At 71.9% G+C, this 22316-nt stretch carries 20 protein-coding genes and 1 tRNA gene; 7 read left to right on the forward strand and 14 right to left on the reverse strand.

The window, feature by feature from the left end; translation table 11 throughout:
* From ACWGE1_RS28850 to ACWGE1_RS28885, 8 genes are all read right to left on the reverse strand, one after another.
* A partial coding sequence (locus ACWGE1_RS28850; protein ID WP_453423388.1) for a S8 family serine peptidase occupies positions 1-1157 on the reverse strand: 1157 nt, incomplete at its 3' end.
* Positions 1158-1346: 189 nt separating this feature from the next.
* On the reverse strand, positions 1347-2573 hold the full coding sequence (locus tag ACWGE1_RS28855; RefSeq protein ID WP_453423389.1) for an acyl-CoA dehydrogenase family protein: 1227 nt from the start codon (positions 2571-2573) through the stop codon (positions 1347-1349).
* A gap of 11 nt (positions 2574-2584) precedes the next feature.
* Positions 2585-3625 carry a phosphotransferase family protein gene (locus ACWGE1_RS28860; RefSeq protein ID WP_453423390.1) on the reverse strand — a complete coding sequence of 347 codons (1041 nt, stop codon included), beginning with the start codon at positions 3623-3625 and terminating at the stop codon, positions 2585-2587.
* Positions 3626-3790: 165 nt separating this feature from the next.
* The gene (locus ACWGE1_RS28865) at positions 3791-4702 is read right to left on the reverse strand and encodes an MBL fold metallo-hydrolase (RefSeq protein WP_453423391.1); all 912 of its coding nucleotides are present in this window, start codon (positions 4700-4702) and stop codon (positions 3791-3793) included.
* Between the two features lie 160 nt (positions 4703-4862).
* Positions 4863-5159, reverse strand: coding sequence for a hypothetical protein (locus ACWGE1_RS28870; protein ID WP_453423392.1), 297 nt, complete (start codon positions 5157-5159; stop codon positions 4863-4865).
* Between the two features lie 95 nt (positions 5160-5254).
* Positions 5255-5566 carry a DUF202 domain-containing protein gene (locus ACWGE1_RS28875; protein WP_453423406.1) on the reverse strand — a complete coding sequence of 104 codons (312 nt, stop codon included), beginning with the start codon at positions 5564-5566 and terminating at the stop codon, positions 5255-5257.
* 2 nt (positions 5567-5568) lie between these two features.
* Positions 5569-5967, reverse strand: a complete 399-nt coding sequence (locus ACWGE1_RS28880; RefSeq protein WP_453423393.1) for a YidH family protein — start codon at positions 5965-5967, stop codon at positions 5569-5571.
* Between the two features lie 9 nt (positions 5968-5976).
* Positions 5977-6507: an NUDIX hydrolase gene (locus ACWGE1_RS28885; protein WP_453423394.1), complete on the reverse strand. Its 531-nt coding sequence runs from the start codon at positions 6505-6507 to the stop codon at positions 5977-5979.
* Positions 6508-6583: 76 nt separating this feature from the next.
* On the opposite strand from ACWGE1_RS28885, the gene ACWGE1_RS28890 reads away from it, so the two are divergent.
* A complete protein-coding gene (locus ACWGE1_RS28890) occupies positions 6584-8239 on the forward strand; it encodes an FAD-binding dehydrogenase (protein ID WP_453423395.1) in 1656 nt (551 codons plus the stop codon).
* Positions 8240-8363: 124 nt separating this feature from the next.
* On the opposite strand, the gene ACWGE1_RS28895 is transcribed toward ACWGE1_RS28890, so the two are convergent.
* Positions 8364-8789, reverse strand: a complete 426-nt coding sequence (locus tag ACWGE1_RS28895) for an ASCH domain-containing protein (RefSeq protein ID WP_453423396.1) — start codon at positions 8787-8789, stop codon at positions 8364-8366.
* Positions 8790-9118: 329 nt separating this feature from the next.
* Between ACWGE1_RS28895 and ACWGE1_RS28900 the strand changes: the two genes are divergently transcribed.
* From ACWGE1_RS28900 to ACWGE1_RS28910, 3 genes are all read left to right on the forward strand, one after another.
* Positions 9119-10066: a hypothetical protein gene (locus ACWGE1_RS28900; protein WP_453423397.1), complete on the forward strand. Its 948-nt coding sequence runs from the start codon at positions 9119-9121 to the stop codon at positions 10064-10066.
* Positions 10067-10201: 135 nt separating this feature from the next.
* Positions 10202-11773 (forward strand): APC family permease, encoded by a 1572-nt coding sequence (locus ACWGE1_RS28905; RefSeq protein WP_453423398.1) that lies wholly within the window; start codon positions 10202-10204, stop codon positions 11771-11773.
* Positions 11774-11984: 211 nt separating this feature from the next.
* The gene (locus tag ACWGE1_RS28910; RefSeq protein WP_453423399.1) at positions 11985-13433 is read left to right on the forward strand and encodes an amino acid permease; all 1449 of its coding nucleotides are present in this window, start codon (positions 11985-11987) and stop codon (positions 13431-13433) included.
* A 36-nt stretch (positions 13434-13469) separates the two neighbouring features.
* Here the strand turns inward: ACWGE1_RS28910 and ACWGE1_RS28915 are convergent, their stop codons facing one another.
* The 4 genes from ACWGE1_RS28915 to ACWGE1_RS28930 all read right to left on the reverse strand — a co-directional run bounded on the left by ACWGE1_RS28915 (position 13470) and on the right by ACWGE1_RS28930 (position 19148).
* A complete protein-coding gene (locus tag ACWGE1_RS28915) occupies positions 13470-16133 on the reverse strand; it encodes a HelD family protein (protein WP_453423400.1) in 2664 nt (887 codons plus the stop codon).
* 141 nt (positions 16134-16274) lie between these two features.
* Positions 16275-16850: a hypothetical protein gene (locus tag ACWGE1_RS28920; protein WP_453423401.1), complete on the reverse strand. Its 576-nt coding sequence runs from the start codon at positions 16848-16850 to the stop codon at positions 16275-16277.
* Between the two features lie 27 nt (positions 16851-16877).
* Entirely contained in the window at positions 16878-18659 is a 1782-nt protein-coding gene (locus tag ACWGE1_RS28925) for a SpoIIE family protein phosphatase (protein ID WP_453423402.1), read from the reverse strand.
* Between the two features lie 105 nt (positions 18660-18764).
* Complete coding sequence (locus tag ACWGE1_RS28930) at positions 18765-19148, reverse strand: hypothetical protein (protein WP_453423403.1); 384 nt, start codon at positions 19146-19148, stop codon at positions 18765-18767.
* A gap of 122 nt (positions 19149-19270) precedes the next feature.
* Here ACWGE1_RS28930 and sigJ point away from each other — a divergent pair, with 122 nt between their 5' ends.
* The gene (gene sigJ, locus ACWGE1_RS28935) at positions 19271-20200 is read left to right on the forward strand and encodes an RNA polymerase sigma factor SigJ (protein WP_453423404.1); all 930 of its coding nucleotides are present in this window, start codon (positions 19271-19273) and stop codon (positions 20198-20200) included.
* 133 nt (positions 20201-20333) lie between these two features.
* Here the strand turns inward: sigJ and ACWGE1_RS28940 are convergent.
* A tRNA-Leu gene (locus ACWGE1_RS28940) sits at positions 20334-20421 on the reverse strand.
* A 165-nt stretch (positions 20422-20586) separates the two neighbouring features.
* On the opposite strand from ACWGE1_RS28940, the gene ACWGE1_RS28945 reads away from it, so the two are divergent.
* Positions 20587-21912 (forward strand): M20/M25/M40 family metallo-hydrolase, encoded by a 1326-nt coding sequence (locus ACWGE1_RS28945; RefSeq protein ID WP_030009121.1) that lies wholly within the window; start codon positions 20587-20589, stop codon positions 21910-21912.
* Between the two features lie 130 nt (positions 21913-22042).
* Positions 22043-22276 (forward strand): chaplin, encoded by a 234-nt coding sequence (locus ACWGE1_RS28950; protein ID WP_453423405.1) that lies wholly within the window; start codon positions 22043-22045, stop codon positions 22274-22276.
* Positions 22277-22316: the final 40 nt, after the last annotated feature.

Raw genomic sequence — 22316 nt, forward strand, 5'->3', positions numbered from 1 at the left:
GGGTTGGTGACCGCCCCCGAGGTGGCCGCCGCCGTCAGGGCCGCGGCCGTCTGCGCCGGCGTGGCCGTCTTGTGCCCGGCCAGGTAGACCGCAGCCGCGCCCGCCACGTGCGGGGCGGCCATCGACGTGCCCGAGATGGTCTTCGTCCCGGTGTCGCTGTCGTTCCAGGTGGACGTGATGTCCGAGCCCGGCGCGTACAGGTCCACCACGGAGCCGAAGTTCGAGAACGAGGACTGCGCGTCGTCGATCGTGCTCGACGCCACCGTGATCGCCTCCGTGACCCGGGACGGCGAGCCCTGACCGGCGTCGGACGACTCGTTGCCCGCCGCCACGGCGAAGGTGACGCCCGCGGCGACGGCCCGGCGCACCGCCTCGTCGAGGGCCTCGTCGGCGCCGCCGCCCAGGCTCATGTTGGCCACCGAGGGTCCCGAGTGGTTCTGCGTGACCCAGTCGATCCCGGCGACCACCTGTTCGGTGGTGCCGGAGCCGTTGTCGTCCAGCACCCGCACGGCGACCACCTTCGCCTTCTTGGCGACGCCGTGCGCGGTCCCCGCGATGGTCCCGGCCACGTGCGTGCCGTGGCCGTTGCCGTCGTCGGCGCTGTCGTCGTTGTCGATGGCGTCGAAGCCGGACGTCGCGCGGCCGCCGAAGTCCTTGTGGGTGGTGCGGACGCCGGTGTCGATGACGTACGCCGTCACGCCCTCGCCGCCGCTGTCGGGGTAGCTGTACTTCTTGTCACCGGTCTGCGCGGTCTGGTCGATCCGGTCCAGCCCCCATGAAGGCGGGTTGGTCTGTGAGGCGTTGATGGTGAACTTCTTGTTCTGCACGACCTTGCCGACGGCCGGGTCCGCGGCGAGCCGCTTCGCCTCGGTCTCGCTCAGGCCGGAGGCCGAGAAGCCGTTGACCCCGGAGCCGTAGGAGCGCTTCAGCTCGCCCCCGTACTTGCGGGCCAGCTGTTCCTTGTTCGCGGATGCGTCGAGTATGACGACGTAACTTCCGCTGATCGCGCCGGGCGCGCCGAGTCCGTACACCGTGCCTTCGGCGGGTGCCGAGGCCCCCGCGAAGGGGGTGGCGAGCAGGGTGACAGCGGCTGCTGTGGCCACTCCCGTACCGACTGCCGCGTACCGGAAACGGCGCGAGCGCTTGTGAGTTGCCATCTGGAGGGTTCTCCTCGTGTTGACGTGTGGGGCGTCAGACCTTCTGGAGAACCCTGTTCCGATTGACAGGCGCAAATCAAGGACGCCTTGGGGTTGCGGGGTTATTCAACAAGGTTTCTTAAAGGGTTCCCCGCATCACCTTCACCCCGTACACAAGTTCGCACGAACTCCCGCACGATTCCCACACGTTCATGGGCGACCGGCCGTGAATCGCTTCAACTCACGTCGTGCCAGCGACCGTTGGTGCACCTCGTCCGGCCCGTCGGCCAGCCGCAGGGTCCGCGCCGCCGCCCACAGCTCGGCCAGCGGGAAGTCCTGGCTGACCCCGCCCGCGCCGTGCAACTGCACCGCGTCGTCGAGGATCTGCACCACCGCCCGCGGGGTCGCGATCTTGATGGCCTGGATCTCGGTGTGCGCGCCCCGGTTCCCGGCCGTGTCCATCAGCCACGCCGTCTTCAGCACCAGCAGCCGCAGCTGCTCCACCGTGACCCGGGCGTCGGCGATCCAGTTCTGTACGACGCCCTGGGCGGCCAGCGGCTTGCCGAAGGCGGTACGTTCCACCGCGCGCCGGCACATCAGCTCGATGGCCCGCTCCGCCATCCCGATCAGCCGCATGCAGTGGTGGATGCGGCCCGGGCCGAGCCGGGCCTGGGCGATGGCGAAGCCGGTGCCCTCCTCGCCGATCAGGCTCGCCGCCGGGACCCGGGCCCCGTCGAAGACCACCTCGGCGTGGCCGCCGTGGTCGTGGTCCTCGTACCCGTACACCGTCATGGCCCGGCGCACCTCGACGCCGGGGGTGTCGCGCGGCACGAGGATCATCGACTGCTGGCGGCGCGGATCGGCGCCCTCCGGGTCGGTCTTGCCCATCACGATGAAGATCCTGCAGTCCGGGTTCATCGCCCCGGAGATGAACCACTTGCGGCCGGTGACCACGTACTCGTCACCGTCGCGCTCGATGCGCGTCTCGATGTTCGTCGCGTCCGAGGAGGCCACCTCGGGCTCGGTCATCGCGAAGGCGGAGCGGATCTCCCCGGTCAGCAGGGGCTCCAGCCACTGCTTCTTCTGCTCCTCGTTCCCGAACTGGGCCAGCAGCTCCATGTTCCCGGTGTCCGGGGCCGCGCAGTTGGTGGCCATCGGCGCCAGGTGCGGGCTGCGGCCGGTGATCTCGGCGAGCGGCGCGTACTGGAGGTTGGTCAGCCCCGCGCCGTATTCCGCGTCGGGAAGGAAGAGGTTCCACAGGCCCCGGCGGCGCGCTTCGGCCTTCAGTTCACCGAAGACGGCCGGGGTGTCCCAGGGCGAGGCCAGCCGTGCGCGCTGCTCGGCGGCGACGGGCTCCGCCGGGTAGACGTACTCCTCCATGAACGCGAGCAGCCGCTCGCGGAGTTCCTCGGTCCGGGCGTCGAATGCGAAATCCATGGGTGAGTGCCTCAGCCTTCCTGGAGGTCCTGCAGCGTGGTCAGTCCGTGCTCGATGAAGACCGGGACCAGCTCGCCGATCCGGTCGAAGCCCGCCCCGACGGTCTGCCCCAGCGTGTAGCGGTAGTGGATGCCCTCGAGGATCACGGCGAGCTTGAACCAGGCGAAGGCCGTGTACCAGGCGATGGCACCGGTGTCCCGGCCCGAGCGGGCGGCGTACCGCTCGACGAGCTCGGCCGGCGCCGGATGGCCCGGCGCGCCGCTCGTCGTACTGACCGGGGATCCGGTCAGGCCCAGGTCCGAGCTGTACATCACGAGCAGCCCGAGGTCGGTCAGCGGATCCCCGAGCGTGGACATCTCCCAGTCCAGCACCGCCCGGATCGTGTCGTCCGGACCGCCGATCAGCACGTTGTCGAGCCGGAAGTCCCCGTGCACCACCGTCGGGGCGGGGGAGTCGGGCAGTGCCCGGCCGAGCGCGCCGTGCAGCTCGTCGATCCCGGCGAGCTCCCGCCCCCGGGAGGCCGCGAGCTGCTTGCCCCAGCGGCGCAGCTGCCGGTCGAGGAAGCCCTCGGGCCGGCCGAAGTCGCCCAGGCCCACCGCCTCCGGGTCCACCGCGTGCAGGTCGACCAGGGTGTCGACCAGGCCCAGCACCGCCCGCCGGGTGCGCTCCGGGCCGAGCGCCGTGAGCTGCTCGGCCGTCCGGTACGGCACCCCGTCCACGTACTCCATGACGTAGAACGGCGCCCCGAGCACGGTCTCGTCCTCGCACAGGAGCACCGGCTCGGGCACCGGCACGGCCGTGCCGTGCAGCGCCTCGATCACCCGGTGCTCGCGCCGCATGTCGTGCGCGGTGGCCAGGACGTGGCCCAGGGGCGGCCGGCGCACCACCCAGCGGGCGGTCCCGTCCGTGATCTCGTACGTGAGATTCGACCGGCCGCCCTCGATCAGCCGGCCGCGCAGCGCCCCGGCGACGAGTCCCGGCCTGGCCCGGTCGAGATGACCGCGCAGTCGCTCCAGATCCAGGCCGCGCGGGTCGGCCGGGGCTGAGGTCATGGTGCGCACCTCCGTGCGAGTCGACGAGGAGAAGAACGGCGGTGCGTCGGAGCACCGTCGCCGGCTCCCATCATGCCGACCAGTCGGTATGTCGTCCAGAGTGCGGGCGGAGGGAAAACCCTCCGCCCGGCCGGATCGGGCCGCCCCGGGCCGCCTCCGGTGTCCTCAGGCGTGACAGAGGATCGGCGTTCCGCCGTTCATCACCGTCATGTCCGTCAGGACCGCCAGGATGTCCAGCGGTGCGCCCTCCGGCTTCCCGTCCAGTTCCGCGTACGCCCGGTGGACGTTCGCGACCAGCCGCTCGCTCTCCCGCCAGCCGCCGAACTCACCGAGATCGGCCTGCTGCGCCACCTCCAGCGGGGACAGCCCCTTCGCCCGCCCCTCCCGGGCGAGCTCGGCCACGTACCGCAGGTAGCGCTCGGTGGAGTCGTACGCCGAGGGGTCGGTCAGGGGTCCGTGGCCCGGTACGACCGTCTCCGCGTCGAGCGAGCGCAGCAGCTCCAGCGCCCGCAGCGAGCCGGAGAGGGAGCCCATCGCCAGGAACGGCGTCCCTCCGGCGAAGATCAGGTCGCCGGTGAGGACCACCCGCTGCCCGGGCAGCCACACGACCGAGTCCCCGGTGGTGTGCGCCACGCCCGGGTGGATGACCTGCACCTCCGTCGCGCCCACGTGCAGGGTCGCCCGGTCGCTGTAGGTGAGGTCGGGCGGGACGATGTCGATCGCGCCGAAGTCCGTGGCGGGCCAGATCATCTCCAGCTGGTGCCCGGCGGCGAGCTGTTCGGACCGCGCGTTGTCGTGCCCGAGGATCAGTGCCCCGGGTGCGAAGACGCCGTTGCCGTACGTGTGGTCGCCGTGGTGGTGGGTGTTGACCACGGTGCGGGGGAGCGGCGCCCCGGCCGCCACGACCGCGTCGCGCAGGGCCAGTGCCCGCCGCTCGGTGGCGGCGGTGTCCACGAGCAGGGTCCGGCCCGCGTCGGTCACGAATCCGGCGTTGTTGAGGCACCAGCCGCCGTCCGGCTGGACGTAGGCGTACACCCCCGGCGCGGGCTGGACGAGGTACGGCTCTTCGACGGACATCTGCGCTCTCCCCGGGTCGCTTTGACGAACGGTCGGCATCCTGCCAGCCGTTGCCGCGCCGGGGGAGGGCGGGTGCCGCTCCCGGCCGGACCTTCAGGCCCTTCAGGCCCTTTTGGGACCCTTCCTTCGGACCCTGCGGGCCCTCCTTCGGACCCTGCGGTCAGTGGTCGTCGTAGTGCCCGTCGTGCGCCGCGTGCCGGTGCCCGTCGTGCAGGTAGTCCACGTGGTCGCCGTGCCGGACCGTCTCGTGTCCGCAGTCCGCGCCGTGCGCGTGCGCGTGGCCGTCATGGGTGGTGTGCCCGCCGGGCTCGCACTCGTCCCAGTGCCCCGAGTGCTCCCGGTGCAGGTGGCCGTCGTGCGCGTAGTCGATGTGGTCGCCGTGCGGGACCGCCTGGTGTCCGCAGTCCGTGCCGTGCGTGTGCTGGTGCGTGGGGTGTTCGTGGTGCAGGGTCGTCATGGCGCCGAGGTTAGTGCGGAATGTCGTACATCGCCCGTTGTGTCGCAGTGGCGCGGCGAAGCGCGATCATCACACCGGGCGGTTCACCGGACGGCTCAGAAGATCACCGTCACCGCGAACACCGCCAGTGCCACCGTGCACGCCACCGCCGCCAGGGCCGACCGCGGCGCGAGCTCCCGCGGCCGGTCGGCCGCCAGTTCCCGGATCCGCCGGTGCGCCACCCCCAGGAACACCAGCCAGATCAGCGCGATGGCCGCCGCCCCGGCCACCTGCACCGGCGCCCCTGACCCGCGCAGTGCCTGCCGCAGCGCCAGCACCGCCACCACCGAGGAGGCCAGCGTCGTACGCCGCCACGCGAGCCGGGTCCGCTCGGGCTGCAGCCCGGCGTCGCGGTCCCTGCCCGGGATGTTCACTGCCCCGTCGTCCAGCCCAGCAGCACGACCGCCACCATCGCCACCGCGACCAGACCCACGCCCAGGCTCAGCAGCACCGGGAACCGCGACAGCGGCAGGTCCTCGCCCCGCCGCATCGCCCGCTCGCACCGCACCCAGTGGTTCACCGCCCGCAGCGCACAGGCCGCACCCACCACGAGCAGGGCCAGGGCCATCCCGACCCGCACCCCCCATCGCAGGTCCGGCAGGAACTGGTCGACGGCGAAACCGCCGCCCACCAGGGCCAGCGCGGTCCGGATCCAGGCGAGGAAGGTCCGCTCGTTGGCCAGCGAGAAGCGGTAGTCGGGGGTCTCGCCCTCGTCTCTCAGCCGCGAGGGTGCGAACCAGAGGCGCACGTCCTTGACGAAGTCGATCACCCGATAAATCTACTGGTGGGAGTGCGGACGCGCGCGCAGCCGCCGGTACGCCTCCAGCCCGTCCGGCACCCAGGCCCACTCCCCGCCGTCCACCCGCAGGTCCAGTTCCTCCTGCGTGAGGTAGGTGTGCCAGTCGACCTCCGAGACCTGCGGGGCCACCGGCAGGTCGCACCGCACCTCGTGCACGTACGACCACCAGGCCCCGCCCGGCCCCTCGTACAGGAACTTGAACAGCGGCCCGGGCTGCGCCAGCCCCCGCACGCCCAGCTCCTCCTCGGCCTCGCGCAGCGCGGCCTGCGCGTAGCTCTCGCCGGCGCCCACCACCCCGCCCACGAACATGTCGTAGTACGAGGGGAAGACCAGCTTCGAGGCGGTCCGCCGGTGCACGAAGATCCGCCCCTGCGCATCCCTGGCCTGCACGAACACACAGCGGTGGAGCAGCCCGCGGGCGTACACCTCGCCCCGGGGGGCCTGCCCGACGACCCGGTCCTCCCGGTCCACCACGTCCAGTACTTCATCAGCGGCACTCACACAGGTCATCCAACCACCGCTGTTGACTGGTTACCGCTCCGTAGCAAAGGATCTGCCCCACCACCGACGGAGGACGGGTAGCCGCATGACGTACGACGCAGACGTGATCGTGATCGGAGCCGGGCTCGCGGGGCTCGTGGCCACCGCCGAGCTCGTCGACGCGGGCCGCAAGGTGATCCTGCTCGACCAGGAGCCGGAGCAGTCGATCGGCGGCCAGGCGCACTGGTCCTTCGGCGGACTGTTCTTCGTGGACTCGCCCGAACAGCGGCGGATGCGGATCAAGGACAGTCACGACCTCGCCCTCCAGGACTGGCTGGGCACCGCCGGATTCGACCGCGAGGAGGACGCCTGGCCGCGCCGCTGGGCCGAGGCCTACGTCGACTTCGCGGCCGGTGAGAAGCGCTCCTGGCTGCACGCGCAGGGCGTCCGCTTCTTCCCGGTGGTCGGCTGGGCGGAGCGCGGCGGTTACGACGCCAACGGCCACGGGAACTCCGTCCCCCGCTTCCACATCACCTGGGGCACCGGCCCCGGCCTGGTGGAGCCCTTCGAGCGGCGGGTCCGGGCCGGCGTGGCCCGCGGCCTGGTTCGGCTGGGGTTCCGCCACCGGGTCACCGGGCTCTCCGGCACCGCCGGCGCGGTGGACACCGTCACGGGCGAGATCCTGGCGCCCTCCGAGGCCGTACGCGGCAGTGCCAGCGGCCGCGAGGCCACCGGGACCTTCTCCCTGCGGGCGCAGGCGGTGATCGTCACCAGCGGCGGCATCGGCGGCAACCACGACCTCGTCCGCGCGCAGTGGCCCGAACGGCTCGGCACCCCGCCGCAGCGGATGCTCTCCGGGGTCCCTGCGCACGTGGACGGTCTGATGCTCGGCATCGCGGAGCGGGCGGGCGCCAGTCACATCAACAAGGACCGGATGTGGCACTACACCGAGGGCATCCAGAACTGGGACCCGATCTGGGCCCGGCACGGCATCCGCATCCTGCCCGGCCCCTCCCCGCTGTGGCTGGACGCGACGGGCAGGCGGCTGCCCGTGCCGCTCTTCCCCGGCTTCGACACCCTCGGCACCCTCGACCACATCATGAAGACCGGTCACGATCACACCTGGTTCGTGCTCAACCAGCGCATCATCGGCAAGGAGTTCGCCCTCTCCGGCTCCGAGCAGAACCCGGACCTCACCGGCAGGTCGGTGCGCGACGTCTTCACCCGCGCGCGCCAGGCGGTGCCCGGCCCGGTCAGGGCCTTCATGGACAACGGCGCCGACTTCGTCGTCGAGCGGGACCTGTCCGCCCTGGTCCGGGGGATGAACGCGGTCACCAAGGAGGACCTGCTCGACGAGGCCACCGTCCGGGGCGAGATCGTGGCCCGTGACCGGGAGATCGCCAACCCCTTCACCAAGGACCTCCAGGTCACGGCCATCCACGGCGCCCGCAGGTACCTCGGCGACAAGCTGATCCGCACGGCCGCCCCGCACCGGATCCTGGACCCCAAGGCCGGGCCGCTGATCGCGGTGCGGCTCTCGATCCTGACCCGCAAGTCCCTGGGCGGCCTGGAGACCGACCTCTCCTCGCGCGTCCTGACCGCGTCCGGCGAACCCCTGCCGGGCGTCTACGCGGCGGGCGAGGCGGCCGGATTCGGCGGCGGCGGGGTGCACGGCTACCGGGCGCTGGAGGGCACCTTCCTCGGCGGGTGCATCTTCTCGGGCCGGGCGGCGGGCCGCGCCGCCGCCCGGGCCGTCGGCTGACGGGTTCCCGGGAGCCGTCGGGGCCGGTCGGGCGGTGGCCGGTCCGGTGGAGAGGCCGGCCAGGTGAAGGCCGGCCAGGTGAAGGCCGGCCAGGTGAAGGCCGGTCAGGTCCTGACGGGGGCTCTCAGGCGAGGTGTTCGGTGACCCGGAAGCGTTCCGCGATGACGAGGGTGTCGTCGTCGACCGTGAACCCCGGGTCGCCGATCGCCCCGCGCACCGGATCGCTGTGCCAGAACTCCTCGTGTGCCGTACGCCATTCGGCCACCGACGTGAACCCTTCACCCTCGTCGAGCGCGTGCCGCAGCCCGACGTCCCCGAGCCTCAGCACCTCCACGGCGGTCACCTCCACCACCGCCACCCCGCGCTCCTCGGAATCGACCAGCAGGGACCGGGTACCGGGCTCCGGAAGTGGCTCGTTCTCGGCCTCGTACTCCGCGAGCAGGCCGGTGGTGCTGGTCTTGGCGCCGCTCAGCACCGCCGCGACGAGCTGATCGCGCAGCGGGCCGGGGAACCCCAGCAGATACGGGGGAAGATCATCGTAGGCAGTCATGCGGCCACCCTACGAGAACGCACGGACACCTCCAGAACCGGATGATCCGCATCAACTCGCACCGGGGTCACAGCAGTTGAAACCCGCCACGCAGTGGACTGGACCTTGACGCGGAGCTGGGCGTACCGCTTTGCTGTGCGTGATCACCGGCGCGCTCACCGTCGCGATCCCCCGAGTCGCCCCTGAACCCCCCGAACCACCCCCCCGAACCACCCCCCCCGATCCCCCCGCCGACCCGATCCACCCGGCCGACCGCTCGCGCGCGCCTTGGGCGCGTACCGGCCACCGCTGACCCTCGTCCGCCCGCGTCCTGGAGGGAATACCCGCGGATGTCCCCGCCTCCGCCGCCCCTCGGCCGCGCCCGCAAGCGGGACGCACAGCTCTTCGACCCGGCCCTCTGTGACGCCGAACTCGTCGACGTGCGCTCCCAGTTCACCCAGGGCCGGTGGTCCCGGGCCCGTTCCCTCCTCGTCGGCACCGGCGACGACTGGGACCGTCGCGGCCACCGTGTCGTCGTCCTCGCCCAGACCCCGGCGGCCAGCGCCTGGGCCCGCGAATGGCTGCTCGCAGAACCGGAGAGCGCCGACGCCGCCACCCTCCTCGCGTGCGCCGCCGTCTTCACCGCCCTGCGCCACAAAGGCACCCCGGCCGCGGCCGAGGAGGCCTGCCGCCGGGCCGCCGCCCTGCACCCGGCCGACCCCACCCCCTGGCTCGGACTGCTCCTGCTCTCCCGCGCCTTCGGCGGCGAGGAGGAGTTCAGCCGTCACTTCGACCAGGTCCGGGCCCGCCACCGCGAGCACCACCACGCCCATCACCTGATGGTCGCCAAACTGGCCGAGCGCACCCTCGCCTCCGGCCAGGACCCGCTCCACGAGGTCTACGACTTCGCCTCCTGGGCCGCCGAGGAGTCCCCGGCCGACTCCCCGCTCGCCGTCCTGCCCGTCGTCGCGCACGCCGAGCGCTACCGGGTGCTCGCCGCCACGCACGGCCACTCGCCCGAGGCGGCCGCGGCCCACTGGGCCGGCCGCCGCGCCCGCCAGGTCCTGCGTGCCGCCTTCGACTGGTGGCTGGAGTGGGAGCGCGACGACCATCCCCGCAACCGGGTCGACCTCAACTTCCTCGCCCACGCCAAACTCTGCGAGGGCCGCCCCGCCGAGGCCGCCGCCCTCTTCCACCGCATCGGCAGCCATGCCACCCGCGCCCCCTGGTCCTATCCGGACCGGGACCCGCAGAAGGCCTTCCTCGCCGCCCGCGGCGTCGCGCTCGGCACCGCCTGACCGCGCCGCTCCCGGCCGCCACCGCCCCGAAGCCCACTCGAACCCCACGGACGCCACCCCCCGGACGCCACTCCCGAGCACCACGCCCAGCGCACCACGCCCCGAAAGAACCGTGCCCCCCGAAAGGACGCCGCCATGCCGACGGGCAGATCCTCCACGCTCCAAGACCCGGCCGAGATCCGTACGTACAAGGGCCAGGACCGCGCCCTGCGCGCCGACCGCCTCGGCACCGCCGGCCTGCTCCTGTCGGTACTCGCCGCCAGCGCGCCCCTGATGGTCGTCGCCGGCGTCATGCCCACGACCTTCGGGGTCATGGGCATCGTCGGCCAGCCGCTGCTCTTCGTCATCCTCGGCGCCGTCCTCGCGCTCTTCAGCGTCGGCTACGCCGAGATGAGCCGCCACGTCCACAACGCCGGCGCCTTCTACGCGTACATCGCCCGCGGCCTCGGACCCACCGCCGGCGCGGGCGCCTCCCTCGTCGCCCTCGTCGCGTACAGCGCCATGCAGGTCGGCGTCTACGGCATCCTCGGCTTCGAGATGTCCGGCCTCTTCGCCACCTACCTGGACATCGAACTCTCCTGGTGGATACCGGCCCTGCTCGCCGTCGCCGTCACCGGTGCGCTCGGCTGGCTCAAGATCGACCTCAACGCCAAGGTCCTCGGGGTCCTCCTCCTCGTCGAGTGCGTCCTCGTCGTCGTCTTCGACGTCGCCGCCCTCACCGAGCCGGCCGCCGAAGGCATCTCGCTCCACGCCTTCAACCCCGAGACCCTCGGCGGAGCCGGCTTCGGCACCGCGCTCTGCTTCTGCATCGCCGCCTTCGTCGGCTTCGAGCAGTCCCCGGTCTACGCCGAGGAGACCAGCAAGCCGCACATCGTCGTCTCCCGCGTGATGTTCCTCGCCGTCGGCTTCGTCGCCCTCTTCTTCGCCGTCAGCGCCTGGGCCCTCACCGTCGCCACCGGCCCCTCCCAGGTCGTCGGTACCGCCGCCGAGGCCGGCCCCACACTGCTCTTCCAGCTCACCGAGGCCCGCCTCGGCGCCACCTTCACCGACGTCCTGCACGTCCTCTTCGTGACCGGCATGTTCGCGGCCATGCTCAGCTTCCACAACGTGGTCGCCCGCTACGCCTTCGCCATGGGCCGCGAGGGCCTGCTCCCGGCCGCCTTCGGCCGCACCAACGCCGGCACCGGCGCCCCCGCCACCGGCTCCCTGCTGCAGACCGGCATCTCCGCCCTCGTCGTGATCGCCTTCGCGCTCTCCGAGGACAAGGCGCCCGCCGACCCCGCCCTCGCCGTGCAGCCGCCCGACCCCACCACCCCCGTACTGCACCTGTTCACCTGGATGGGCAGCGTCGGCGCCCTCGGTGTGACCCTCCTCATGGCCGCCGCCTCCTTCGCGGTGATCGCCTTCTTCGTCCGCCGCGGCACCGCCGGCGCCCAGGTCTGGCGTCTCGTCGCGGCCGGCACCGCCGGCCTCGCCCTGCTCGCCATCGCCGTCTACACCGTCAAGGACTTCGGCGTCCTGGTCGGCGCCGAGAAGGGCTCCGCCCTCAGCTGGGTGCTGCCCGGCATCATCGGCGCCGCCGTCGTGACCGGCCTGGTCTACGGACTCGTGCTGCGCCGCAGCCGCCCCGAGGTGCACGCCCGTATCGGCCTGGGCAACGAGGCCTTCCGCCTCGACCAGGCGGCGGAGGAAACCCCGGGCGACTGACCTCGGTTTCCAGCTCCTACGAAGCCCCCGACACCCGTTTCCATGGTCGTCGGGGGCTTTGGCGTGCAGGGGGTGCTTTTGGAGGGGAGTGGAGCCTCATGGTCTCCTGGGGCGATCAAAACACCCGGATCGCAGCACAGGGGACACCACCCAGCTCCCCTGCGCTGCGGTACGGGCCTGCCTTGTCCCACCCACGAAGGCGAAGTCCCACATGAGTGACCTGAGTGAGCGCACCTTGACCGAGGCCCCGGCCCCGGCGCCGACCCGCCATGTCGACGCCGGTGACGAGGGCTACAGCAAGGACCTCAAGTCCCGCCACATCAACATGATCGCGATCGGCGGTGCGATAGGCACCGGCCTGTTCCTCGGCGCGGGCGGCCGCCTCGCCGGCGCGGGCCCCTCCCTCGCGATCGCCTACGCGGTGTGCGGAGTCTTCGCCTTCTTCGTCGTGCGGGCACTCGGCGAGCTCGTCCTCTACCGGCCCTCCTCCGGCGCCTTCGTCTCCTACGCGCGCGAGTTCATGGGGGAGAAGGGCGCCTACACGGCCGGCTGGCTGTACTTCCTCAACTGGTCCACGACCACCGTGGCGGACATCACCGCCGCCGCGACCTACGCCCACTTCTGGTCGATGTTCACCGACGTCCCCCAGTGGGTCCTCGCCTTCATCGCCCTCGCCATCGTGCTCACCGCCAACCTCATCTCGGTGAAGTACTTCGGCGAGATGGAGTTCTGGTTCTCCCTCGTCAAGGTCGCCGCCCTCGTCGTCTTCCTGATCGTCGGCATCTGGCTCGTCGCCACCAGCCACGACATCGGCGGCAACACCCCGGGCCTGGCCAACATCACCGACAACGGCGGCATCTTCCCCTCCGGCGTCCTGCCGATGCTCCTGGTGATCCAGGGCGTGGTCTTCGCCTACGCCTCCGTCGAGCTGTGCGGAGTCGCCGCCGGCGAGACCGAGAACCCCGAGAAGATCATGCCGAAGGCGATCAACTCGATCATGTGGCGCGTGGGCCTCTTCTACGTCGGCTCCGTCGTCCTGCTCGCCCTCCTCCTGCCCCACACGGCGTACAGCTCCGACCAGAGCCCCTTCGTCACCGTCTTCGACAAGCTCGGCATCCCCGGCGCCGCCGGCATCATGAACCTCGTCGTCCTGACGGCCGCCCTCTCCAGCCTGAACTCCGGCCTCTACTCCACCGGCCGCATCCTGCGGTCGATGTCCCTGGCCGGCTCCGCCCCCAAGTTCACCGGCGTCATGAACAAGGGCAAGGTCCCCTACGGCGGCGTCCTGTTCACCGCCGCCTTCGGCGTCGCGGGCGTCGGCCTGAACTACTGGATGCCCGGCGAAGCCTTCGAGATCGTCCTCAACCTCGCCTCCATCGGCATCCTCGGCACCTGGGCGATGGTCATGATCTGCTCGCTGTTCTTCTGGCGCCGCGCGCAGAACGGCCTGGTCGAGCGCCCCGCCTACCGCCTGCCCTGGGCCCCGTACACCCAGATCGTGACCCTCGGCTTCCTCGTCACGGTCCTCGTTCTGATGTGGTGCGACGGCGGAGTCGGCCGCACCACGGTCATGTTCCTCCCGGCCATCGCCGCCGCCCTGGTCGGCGGCTGGTTCCTGGTCCGCGGCCGGGTGGCCGAGATCGCCGCCGCCCGCGACTGATCGCGCAACCGCCCCGTCCCGGCCGCGCGCCCTCCCTCAGCGCCGGCCGGGCACGGCGGTCTCGACACCGGCCCCGCACCACGTCTGTTCGTCCCACCAGATGACGCAGACCCCGAAGGCACCCTCGACCGCCTCGATCGCCCAGGGCTCGGCGGGAGCGGCGGCGCAGACCAGGAAGACGCGGTCGACGGGGCGCCGGAGGGCGTAGCGGACTTCCGCCGTGCGGGCCGCCGCCTCGCGCAGGTCCACGTAGGCAGGACGCTCGGCCCGGAGCACTTCGAAGAGGTGGGTGCCGCTGTCGTCGCTACGGATGATGTCGGCCGCCGCCCCCTCCTCGGGCCGGCCGGACTCCCAGAGCCGGCCGAGGAGCCGGTACCGGAGCTGTTCGTGCACGGACTGCCCGCGGTCGTCCGACACGGCCCGGGCCAGGAACTCCTGGAAGCCGGCCGCGGAGGAAGCGGGTACGGGAGCGGGCCCCGAGGCGGATGCGGATGCGGTGGTCGGCATGGTGGGGGACACGTCCTCAGGGGCGCTGATCGTGGACGGGACGGACGCCGCGAGGTCCGCGGGGTCCGGCTGGGCTTCTTCGCCGAGTTCCGGGGGAAGCGCCGCGTGGTGCACGACCCCGAGGGTCTGCGTGCAGCGCGTGAGCGCCACATAGAGATCGCGGTGCCCCACGGGCCGGGCCGCCGCCATGACACCCGGTTCCACGACCACGACGTGGTCGAACTCGATGCCCTTGGCCTCCGCCGGGCGCAGGACCGGGACCGACGCACCCTGCGGCAGCTGGTCCAGCGCCTGCCGGAGGGCCGTGGTGAGCTGCTCGTCGGCCGCGACGACGACCGCGGTGGACCGCCCGTCCTGCGCCACGGTCTTCGCGCCGACCTGCCGTGCGACGGCCGCCGCCAGCAGGTCCTTGCTCTCCACCCGTTCCACGGTCACGGTCCGGCCGTCGCGGCGCGGACGGACGGACCGGGCCACGGGCACGCGAGGCGCTGCCATCCGGGCCAACGGCTCGACGAACTCGGCCACCTCGGGCGGCAGCCGGAAGCCGGCCGTCAGGATCTCGACCGTCCACGGGGCTCCGCCCGTCAGCAGGGCGGCGGGCTCGCGCCACGACCGGTAGGCGTGCGGGCCGGTGGCCTGGGCCAGGTCGCCGAGCACGGTGAACGATCCGGACGGGCAGCGGCGGGCCAGGGCCCGCGCCTGCATGGGCGTCAGGTCCTGGGCCTCGTCGATCACGAGATGGCCGTACGTCCGGCGACCGTCGGCGCCGTTGAGCAGCCACTCCAGCTCGTCCAGGCACACCCGGTCGGCGGTGGTCCAAGCGGCCTTCGCCGCCTCCGCCGTGTACAGGAAGGGCAGCTCCTCATCCGTCAGGAGGGGCGCGGCAGCCTCCAGACGGCCGCGGCTGCCGAGGAGCTTGCCGTACACGTCGACCGCGTCGAGGCGGGGCCAGACGCGCTGGACGAACCCCGAGACCTCCTTGCTGGCCAGGATGTCATGGGGGGTCACACCGGGGACTTCGCGCAGTAGCCGGCCTGCGAGACGCAGCCGGAAGCGTTCCTGACGGGTGTTGAAGGGGACGGATTCGCCCAGCGCCTCCCGCGCGATCGCGAGCAGCGAGTCCACGTCGGCCCAGTAGGTCCGGCCCTTGCAGACGAACCGGAACGACGAGCGCTCGCCGTGGACGTCCTCCTCCAGCAGTGGATCCACCGTGGAACGATCCGTCCGCACGCGGCCCTCCACCGCCCGCCGCAGGACGTCCGCCATCCGGTCGTCACTCTTCAGGAACTCGGCCTCGGGGGAGTCCTCGGCCGGCGTGGCTCCTCCGCCGGTCCGGCCGAGGAGCCGGTCGAGGGTCAGGGTCGTCACCGCCCCGCCCCCCAAGGCGGGCAGTACCTCCCCCGCATAGTCGAGGAAGCCCTGGTGCGGCCCCACCACGAGGACCTGGTCCGCGGTGCAGTGGTCGTTGTCGAGCAGCCACATGACGCGGTACAGACCGACCGCGGTCTTGCCCGTGCCCGGACCTCCCTGGATGACCAGCGCTCCCGGGCGGCGGTGGGACATGAGCAGCAACTGCTCGCGCTGCACCGTTTCCACGATGTCGCGCATGGTCCCGTCACGCGGCAGGTCCAGATCGTCGAGCAGCAGCTTCTGCAAGGAGGGAGCTTCCGCGCCCTCACCGGGGGCGGCGTCCGCCTCGCGGGGCGCAACCGCAGCCCCGCCGGTGCCGACCGCGGTGCGGCGGTCGGTGGTAGAGGGCGCCACCACCTCCGCCGGGCGGCCCCGGGGCACGAGTTCGTCGAAGAAGCCGATCACCTTGCGCGGGGCGCGCCGCTGATAGTGCAGGCGGCGGCGCAGCACCACCTCACCGGGGTCGTCCTGCGTCGCCAGGCGCCAGTCGACGGCCGCCTGCGCGGTGGAGGAGATCACGATGAGGTCCTGGTCCTCGTCCCACACCGACTGGCGTCCGATCAGAAGCGATTCGTCGGCTCGGGTCCGCACGCGCAGGAACGCCAACGGCTGGGCGCCGTCGATCCCCTCGCCGGAACTCCGCGGCGCCGGCATCTCGTTCTGGACGCGGTAGGCCGCGTCCACGGCGGCACCGTCGGCCTCACGCCGCTCCAGGCACGCGTACGCGAGGTCGACCCCCTCCTGCTCCTCGGCCATGACCGCATCCCGCCGGGGACTTGCCATACGCGCTGCTCCTGGTCGTGTTCTCGTGGTGTTCGCAGGACGCACGCACCGCGCCTCGTCGCCGATCGTAGATTTCCGCGGTCCCCGCGCACCCCCTCGATACCGAATCGCGACACGAGCGTGGCGCCGGCCGGGCGGGAGTCAGCCGCCGAGGGTGAACGCCAGGTCCCCGTCGCGGAGTTCCTGCTCCGTCTTGGTGAGGGCGCCGCGGTGCGAGACCTCGACGCGGTACAGCTTCGAGCCCTCGGGGATGCCCTCCACGGTGAACCTGAGCATGCAGGCCCTGCCGACGATCTCGCCCTCGTGCAGGCTCCCGGCCGCGACGACCTTGCCGGCGGCGTCGGTGACCGTGACCTCCGTACCGGCCCCTATGTCCTTGTAACCGCCCTTGCCCTCGCACGCCGTGCCGACCGTGAGGTACCCGCCGCTGTCGGAGAGGATCAGCCCTCCCGTGGTGCTGAAGGTGTCCGGGCCGCCGCCGAAGTCCGCGGCGGTCAGGCCCCAGGCGAGGCCGACGACTCCCGCGCCGGCAACTCCCCCGAGGAGCAGCGCCTTTACCGCGGGCAGGGCGCGGACCCGGTCCGCGAGCCCGGGCCCGGGCACCGCCGGCGGATGCGGCGGCACCTCGGGCATCGCGTCGGGCACGGGCGGAAGGGGCGCAGGCGCGGGAGTGGCTCCGGCAGCGGGAAGAGCGGCCTGCTCTTCGGACTCGGTCATGACGCCAAGTTAGTGCCACCGTCCCGATCACCGCACCCACTTGCTGTGGGACTGGATCGGCGTACGGGCGGCCAGGACCGTGACGTCGTCCTCCGCGTCGGTGACCCGCAGCGCCGCGAGCACCGTGTCGATGACCCCGGTCAGGGGCCCGTCCACGGGAAGCGGAATCCCGGTCAGCCGCCGCAGAGAGGTGTCGATGTCCTCACCCCGGCGTTCGACCAGACCGTCCGTGAACAGCATCAGGACACAACCCGGCTTGAGCTCGAAGGACGCGTCCTCGTACCGGCCGAAGCCGGTGCCCAGCGGCGGACCCACCGGTACCGGCGCCAGGAACGGGCCCTGCCCGCGGCCGATGACCATGGCGGGCAGGTGCCCGGCGCTCGCGTGCACGCAGTGCCCGGCGGCCCGGTCGACCAGGACGAGCAGACAGGTGGCGACCCGGTCCAGACCGCCCGCGAGAACGACCTGGTCCGCCTCGCGCAGGATGTCCGCCGGCGGATTCCCGGACGCGGCCAGCGCGCGGATGAGCGAGCGGTAGTGGCTCATCGCGACCGCCGCCTCGACCCCGTGACCCATGACGTCGCCCATCACCAGCAGGGTCCGGCCGCCGGGCAGGGCCAGACAGTCGAACCAGTCCCCGCCCACCAGGACTCCGGTGCCGGAGGGCAGGTAGCGGGAGGCCACCTCGAGATCGTCGTGCGGGACGGTGGGCTCGGACAGCAGCGCCTGCTGCAGTTCGAGGGCCATCCCCTGCTCCCGCGCGAACCGCTCGGCCTTGGCGAGGCTGGCGGCCGCCCGCTCGGCCAGCGTGCGGGCCACGACGATGTCCTCGCGCCCGAAGCCCGGGGAGTCCCCGGCACGCACCAGGGTGAGCGTGCCGATCGGACGGTCCTGGGCGATCAGCGGGACCACCACACCCGAGTGGATGCCCGCCTCCCGGTACGCCGCGACCCGGTCCGCGCTGGGCGCCGCCCGGCTGAACGCCTCGTCCGAGGAGAAGTTCCCGAGCCACGGCTCGCCGCTCTCCAGACACTGCCTGACCGCCGAGCCGGGCTGGTAGTCCACGTACTCCCCGGCCGCGCCGAGCACTCGCACCCGCGGCGAAAGCTCCCGTACCGAGGCCACCGCCACCCGCCGCAGCCGCAGGGACCCGCCGGCGAGCAGCCCCCCGCCCGGCCCCTCCCGCGGGATCAGCTCCACGCTCGCGGCGTCGGCCAGCCCCGGAACGAGGAACTCCGTCAGCTCGCGGCACGTGGTGTCCACATCGAGGGTGGTACCGACCCGCACGGCGGCCGTGTCCAGCAGGAGCAGGCGCCGATTGGTGCGCGACAGCTCCCGCTGCCGCTCCCTCGGGGCGCTGACCTCCAGACCGATCCCCGCCACCCCCAGTACCCGCCCGTCCTCCTCCAGCCGGTGATAGGTCCCCCGCCACACCCGCGATTCGTACGGCGAGTCGGCCCGGGTACGGCCCTCCAGGACCAGCTCCCTGGGCCGCCCGTCCCGCAGCACCTGGTGCAGCACCTCGTCCGGGCGCTCGACGTCCGGCAGCACCTCGCCCAGCGTCCGCCCCAGCAGCGCCTCGGCGGGCAGGCCGTTCATCACCGCCATGTGCGGACCGACGTACAGATAGCGCAGCCCGGTGTCCAGCACCGCGATACCCGCCCGGGCGCCGTCGATGATCTGCCGCAGCAGCCGGTACTCGCGCACCAGCCGGTCCACATCGGACGGATCGCCCGCCAGGGCGGCGGCGATCACCTCGTCCGCTTCCTCGCCGAACAGCGGACGAGGGCCGGCACCCTCAGCCCACATCACGGGACCTCCCTCGGCCGGTCTGCCCCTCCGATGTGGTCCCAACATAGCAAAAGGGCAGGTCAGAGCGGCATTGCGTCGCTCTGACCTGCCCTGTTGCGCCGATCAGGACCGGCGGGCCGACGCTCTGCGGCCCAGCGCCAGCAGGCTCAGGGCAAACATCAGGACACCCAGGGGGACATGGACCGACGGCACGCGCGCGATGCCCAGGACCACTTGCACCGAGGCGAGGACGAGGAAGCCCGACGAGTACAGGATGGGCCGGGGCGATCCGCCGCCCGGCCGCCACGCCAGGACCGCGGCGATCACGTACAGCATCGTCGCCCCGTACATCACGCGCGCTCCGATGCCGTGCAGCAGCTCGCCGTGGGCCGAGGACAGCAGCACCCCGGCGGTGACCGCCTGGAAGAACAGGGCCAAGGTCTGCAGGCCGACGGTGACCTGCAGGAAAGTGAAGGTACGCGGCTTCTCCGTGGTCAGTGTGGCCATGGTGGCGGTCCCCTCTTCTGCCTCACGGCGTAGATCGATATGGTCTCGGTAGTCCGACGATGTGGGCCCGCGAAATGTGAGGCGAGGCACCGGGAGGCGGGCCAGGGGGAGCACTCGTGAGCATGAGTACGTCGTCCGATCCGGACCTGGACGTGATCGTCGGGGAGCGGGGCCACCTCACCAACCTCGCCTACCGGCTGCTCGGTTCGCTGGCCGAGGCCGAGGACGCGGTACAGGAGACCTACGCGCGCTGGTATGCGATGCCGAAGCAGAAGCAGGAGGCCGTCGAGTCGCCCGGTGCCTGGCTGACGACGGTCGCCGGCCGCATCTGCCTGGACCTGCTCGGCTCGGCGCGGGCGCGGCGCGAGCGCTACGTCGGCGAGTGGGTCCCCGAGCCGCTGCCCGACCGCGCGGAGTGGATCAGCGGCTCGGCGGGCGGCGGCGCCGGGCCGGTCGACCCGGCCGACCGGGTCACCCTGGACGAGTCGGTCAACATGGCCTTCCTCGTCGTACTGGAGTCGATGACCCCGGCCGAGCGCGTCGCCTTCGTCCTCCACGACGTCTTCCGCTACCCCTTCGCCGAGATAGCCGGGATCGTCGGCCGCACCCCGGCGGCCTGCCGGCAGCTGGCGACGTCGGCCCGCCGACGGGTGCGCGCCGCGCAGGTCCCGACGGCCCCGACGGCCGGACAGGCCCCTCTGGTGCGGAACTTCAAGGAGGCATGGGAGGCCAGGGACATCAAGGCCCTCGTCGGTCTGCTGGCCCCCGACGCCGAGATGATCGCCGACGGCGGCGGACTGGTCGGCGCCGCCCTGCGTCCGGTCGAGGGCAGCACGCGCATCGCCGAGTACCTGATCCAGATCGCCGACAGGGCCCCCGGACTGCAGCTCCTGGAACGCTCGGTCAACGGCCGGCCCGGCCTGGTCGCCCAGCACACCGGGGTCACCGTGACCGTGGCGGCGTTCGAGCTCAGCGGCGATCGCGTCACCCGCATCTGGGCGGTCCGCAATCCGGAGAAGCTCCGCCCCTGGCTGGAGGACGGACGGGGCTGACCCGGCACGCCGACGGTGACCGGCAGCACCGGCACCGTCGGCGCCACACGCCGTGATACGCCGCGATACGACGAAAGAGCCGGTCAGAGCGACTTCACGTCACTCTGACCGGCTCTTCCAGGTCGTTTGACCATGGTGTCCGAGGGGGGACTTGAACCCCCACGCCCGATAAAGGGCACTAGCACCTCAAGCTAGCGCGTCTGCCATTCCGCCACCCGGACAAGGTGTCTGTCTCGCGTCCCTCGCGGGCCGTTCCGACGTGGAAAACATTACCAAACATTCCGGGGTCCTCGATCACACCCCCCGGCGGCCGGGGATCGCCCTTGGGGAGAACGGCCCGGAGCGGGAGGATGGGGGTTCGGTACTGATCAGTGGGAGGAAGCAGCGTGAGCGAGTCGAGCACGGGCAGGACCGTCTCCGGCGAGGACGAGGTGGTCGACCTCTGCCGGGACCTCATCCGGATCGACACCAGCAACTACGGGGACCACTCGGGCCCCGGGGAGCGCAAGGCGGCGGAATGGGTCGCGGAGAAGCTCGCCGAGGTCGGGCTGGAGCCGCAGATCTTCGAATCGCACAAGGGACGCGCCTCGACCGTGGCGCGGATCGAGGGGGAGGATCCCTCGCGGCCGGCGCTGCTGATCCACGGGCACACCGACGTGGTTCCGGCCAACGCCGCCGACTGGACGTACGACCCCTTCGCCGGCGAGATCGCCGACGGCTGCGTGTGGGGCCGCGGCGCCGTCGACATGAAGGACATGGACGCGATGACGCTGGCCGTCGTGCGCGACCGGATGCGCAGCGGGCGCAAGCCCCCGCGGGACATCGTGCTGGCCTTCCTCGCCGACGAGGAGGCGGGCGGCATCTACGGGGCCCGGCACCTCGTGGACAAGCACCCGGGCCTGTTCGAGGGCGTCACCGAGGCCATCGGTGAGGTCGGCGGCTTCTCCTTCACGGTGAACGAGAACCTGCGGCTCTATCTCGTGGAGACCGCGCAGAAGGGCATGCACTGGATGCGGCTCACGGTGGAGGGCACCGCGGGCCACGGGTCCATGACCAACAGTGACAACGCGATCACGGAGCTCTGCGAGGCCGTCGGCAGGCTCGGCCGCCATCAGTGGCCGGTCCGCGTGACCAAGACGGTGCGCAGCTTCCTCGACGAGCTCTCGGACGCGCTCGGGACCCCCCTGGACCCGGACAACATGGACGCGACGCTCGCCAAGCTCGGCGGCATCGCCAAGATGGTCGGCGCGACGCTGCGGAACTCGGCCGCCCCGACGATGCTCGGCGCCGGCTACAAGGTCAACGTCATCCCCGGCCAGGCGACGGCCCACGTCGACGGCCGCTTCCTGCCCGGCTACGAGGACGAGTTCTTCGCCGACCTGGACCGGATCCTCGGCCCGCGCGTGAAGCGGGAGGACGTGCACGGCGACAAGGCGCTGGAGACGGACTTCGACGGCAGGCTGGTGGACGCCATGCAGGGCGCCCTGAAGGCCGAGGACCCGATCGCGCGGGCCGTGCCGTACATGCTCTCGGGCGGTACGGACGCCAAGTCCTTCGACGACCTCGGCATCCGCTGCTTCGGCTTCGCGCCGCTGCAGCTGCCGCCGGAACTGGACTTCGCCGGGATGTTCCACGGCGTGGACGAGCGGGTGCCGGTGGACGGACTCAAGTTCGGTGTGCGCGTGCTCGACCGGTTCATCGACAACGCCTGAGATTCGGGAAGGTGTGCGCATTCCACTGAGAAGAGTGAATGCACTCATAAGCTCGTAGCCCCGGTGATCCCTCCTCGTTACAGGTGTTGCGGTCCGCGGCTGGGACCGCATTTGCCTACTAGGAGGAACAATGATCAAGAAGGTTGTCGCCGCTGCGGCTGCCACTGGCGGCCTGGTTCTCGCGGGTGCGGGCCTGGCCCACGCCGATGCGGCGGCGCAGGGTGCGGCCATCGGCTCGCCCGGTGTCCTGTCCGGCAACGTGCTGCAGGTTCCCGTCCACGTTCCCGTGAACGTCTGCGGTAACTCGGTCTCCATCATCGGCCTGCTGAACCCGGCCTTCGGCAACACCTGCGTCAACGCCTGACGCGTCTGAAGTCTTGGGCCCCGGAGCGCATCCCAGCGCT

The organism is Streptomyces sp. NPDC054932, from assembly GCF_053610205.1.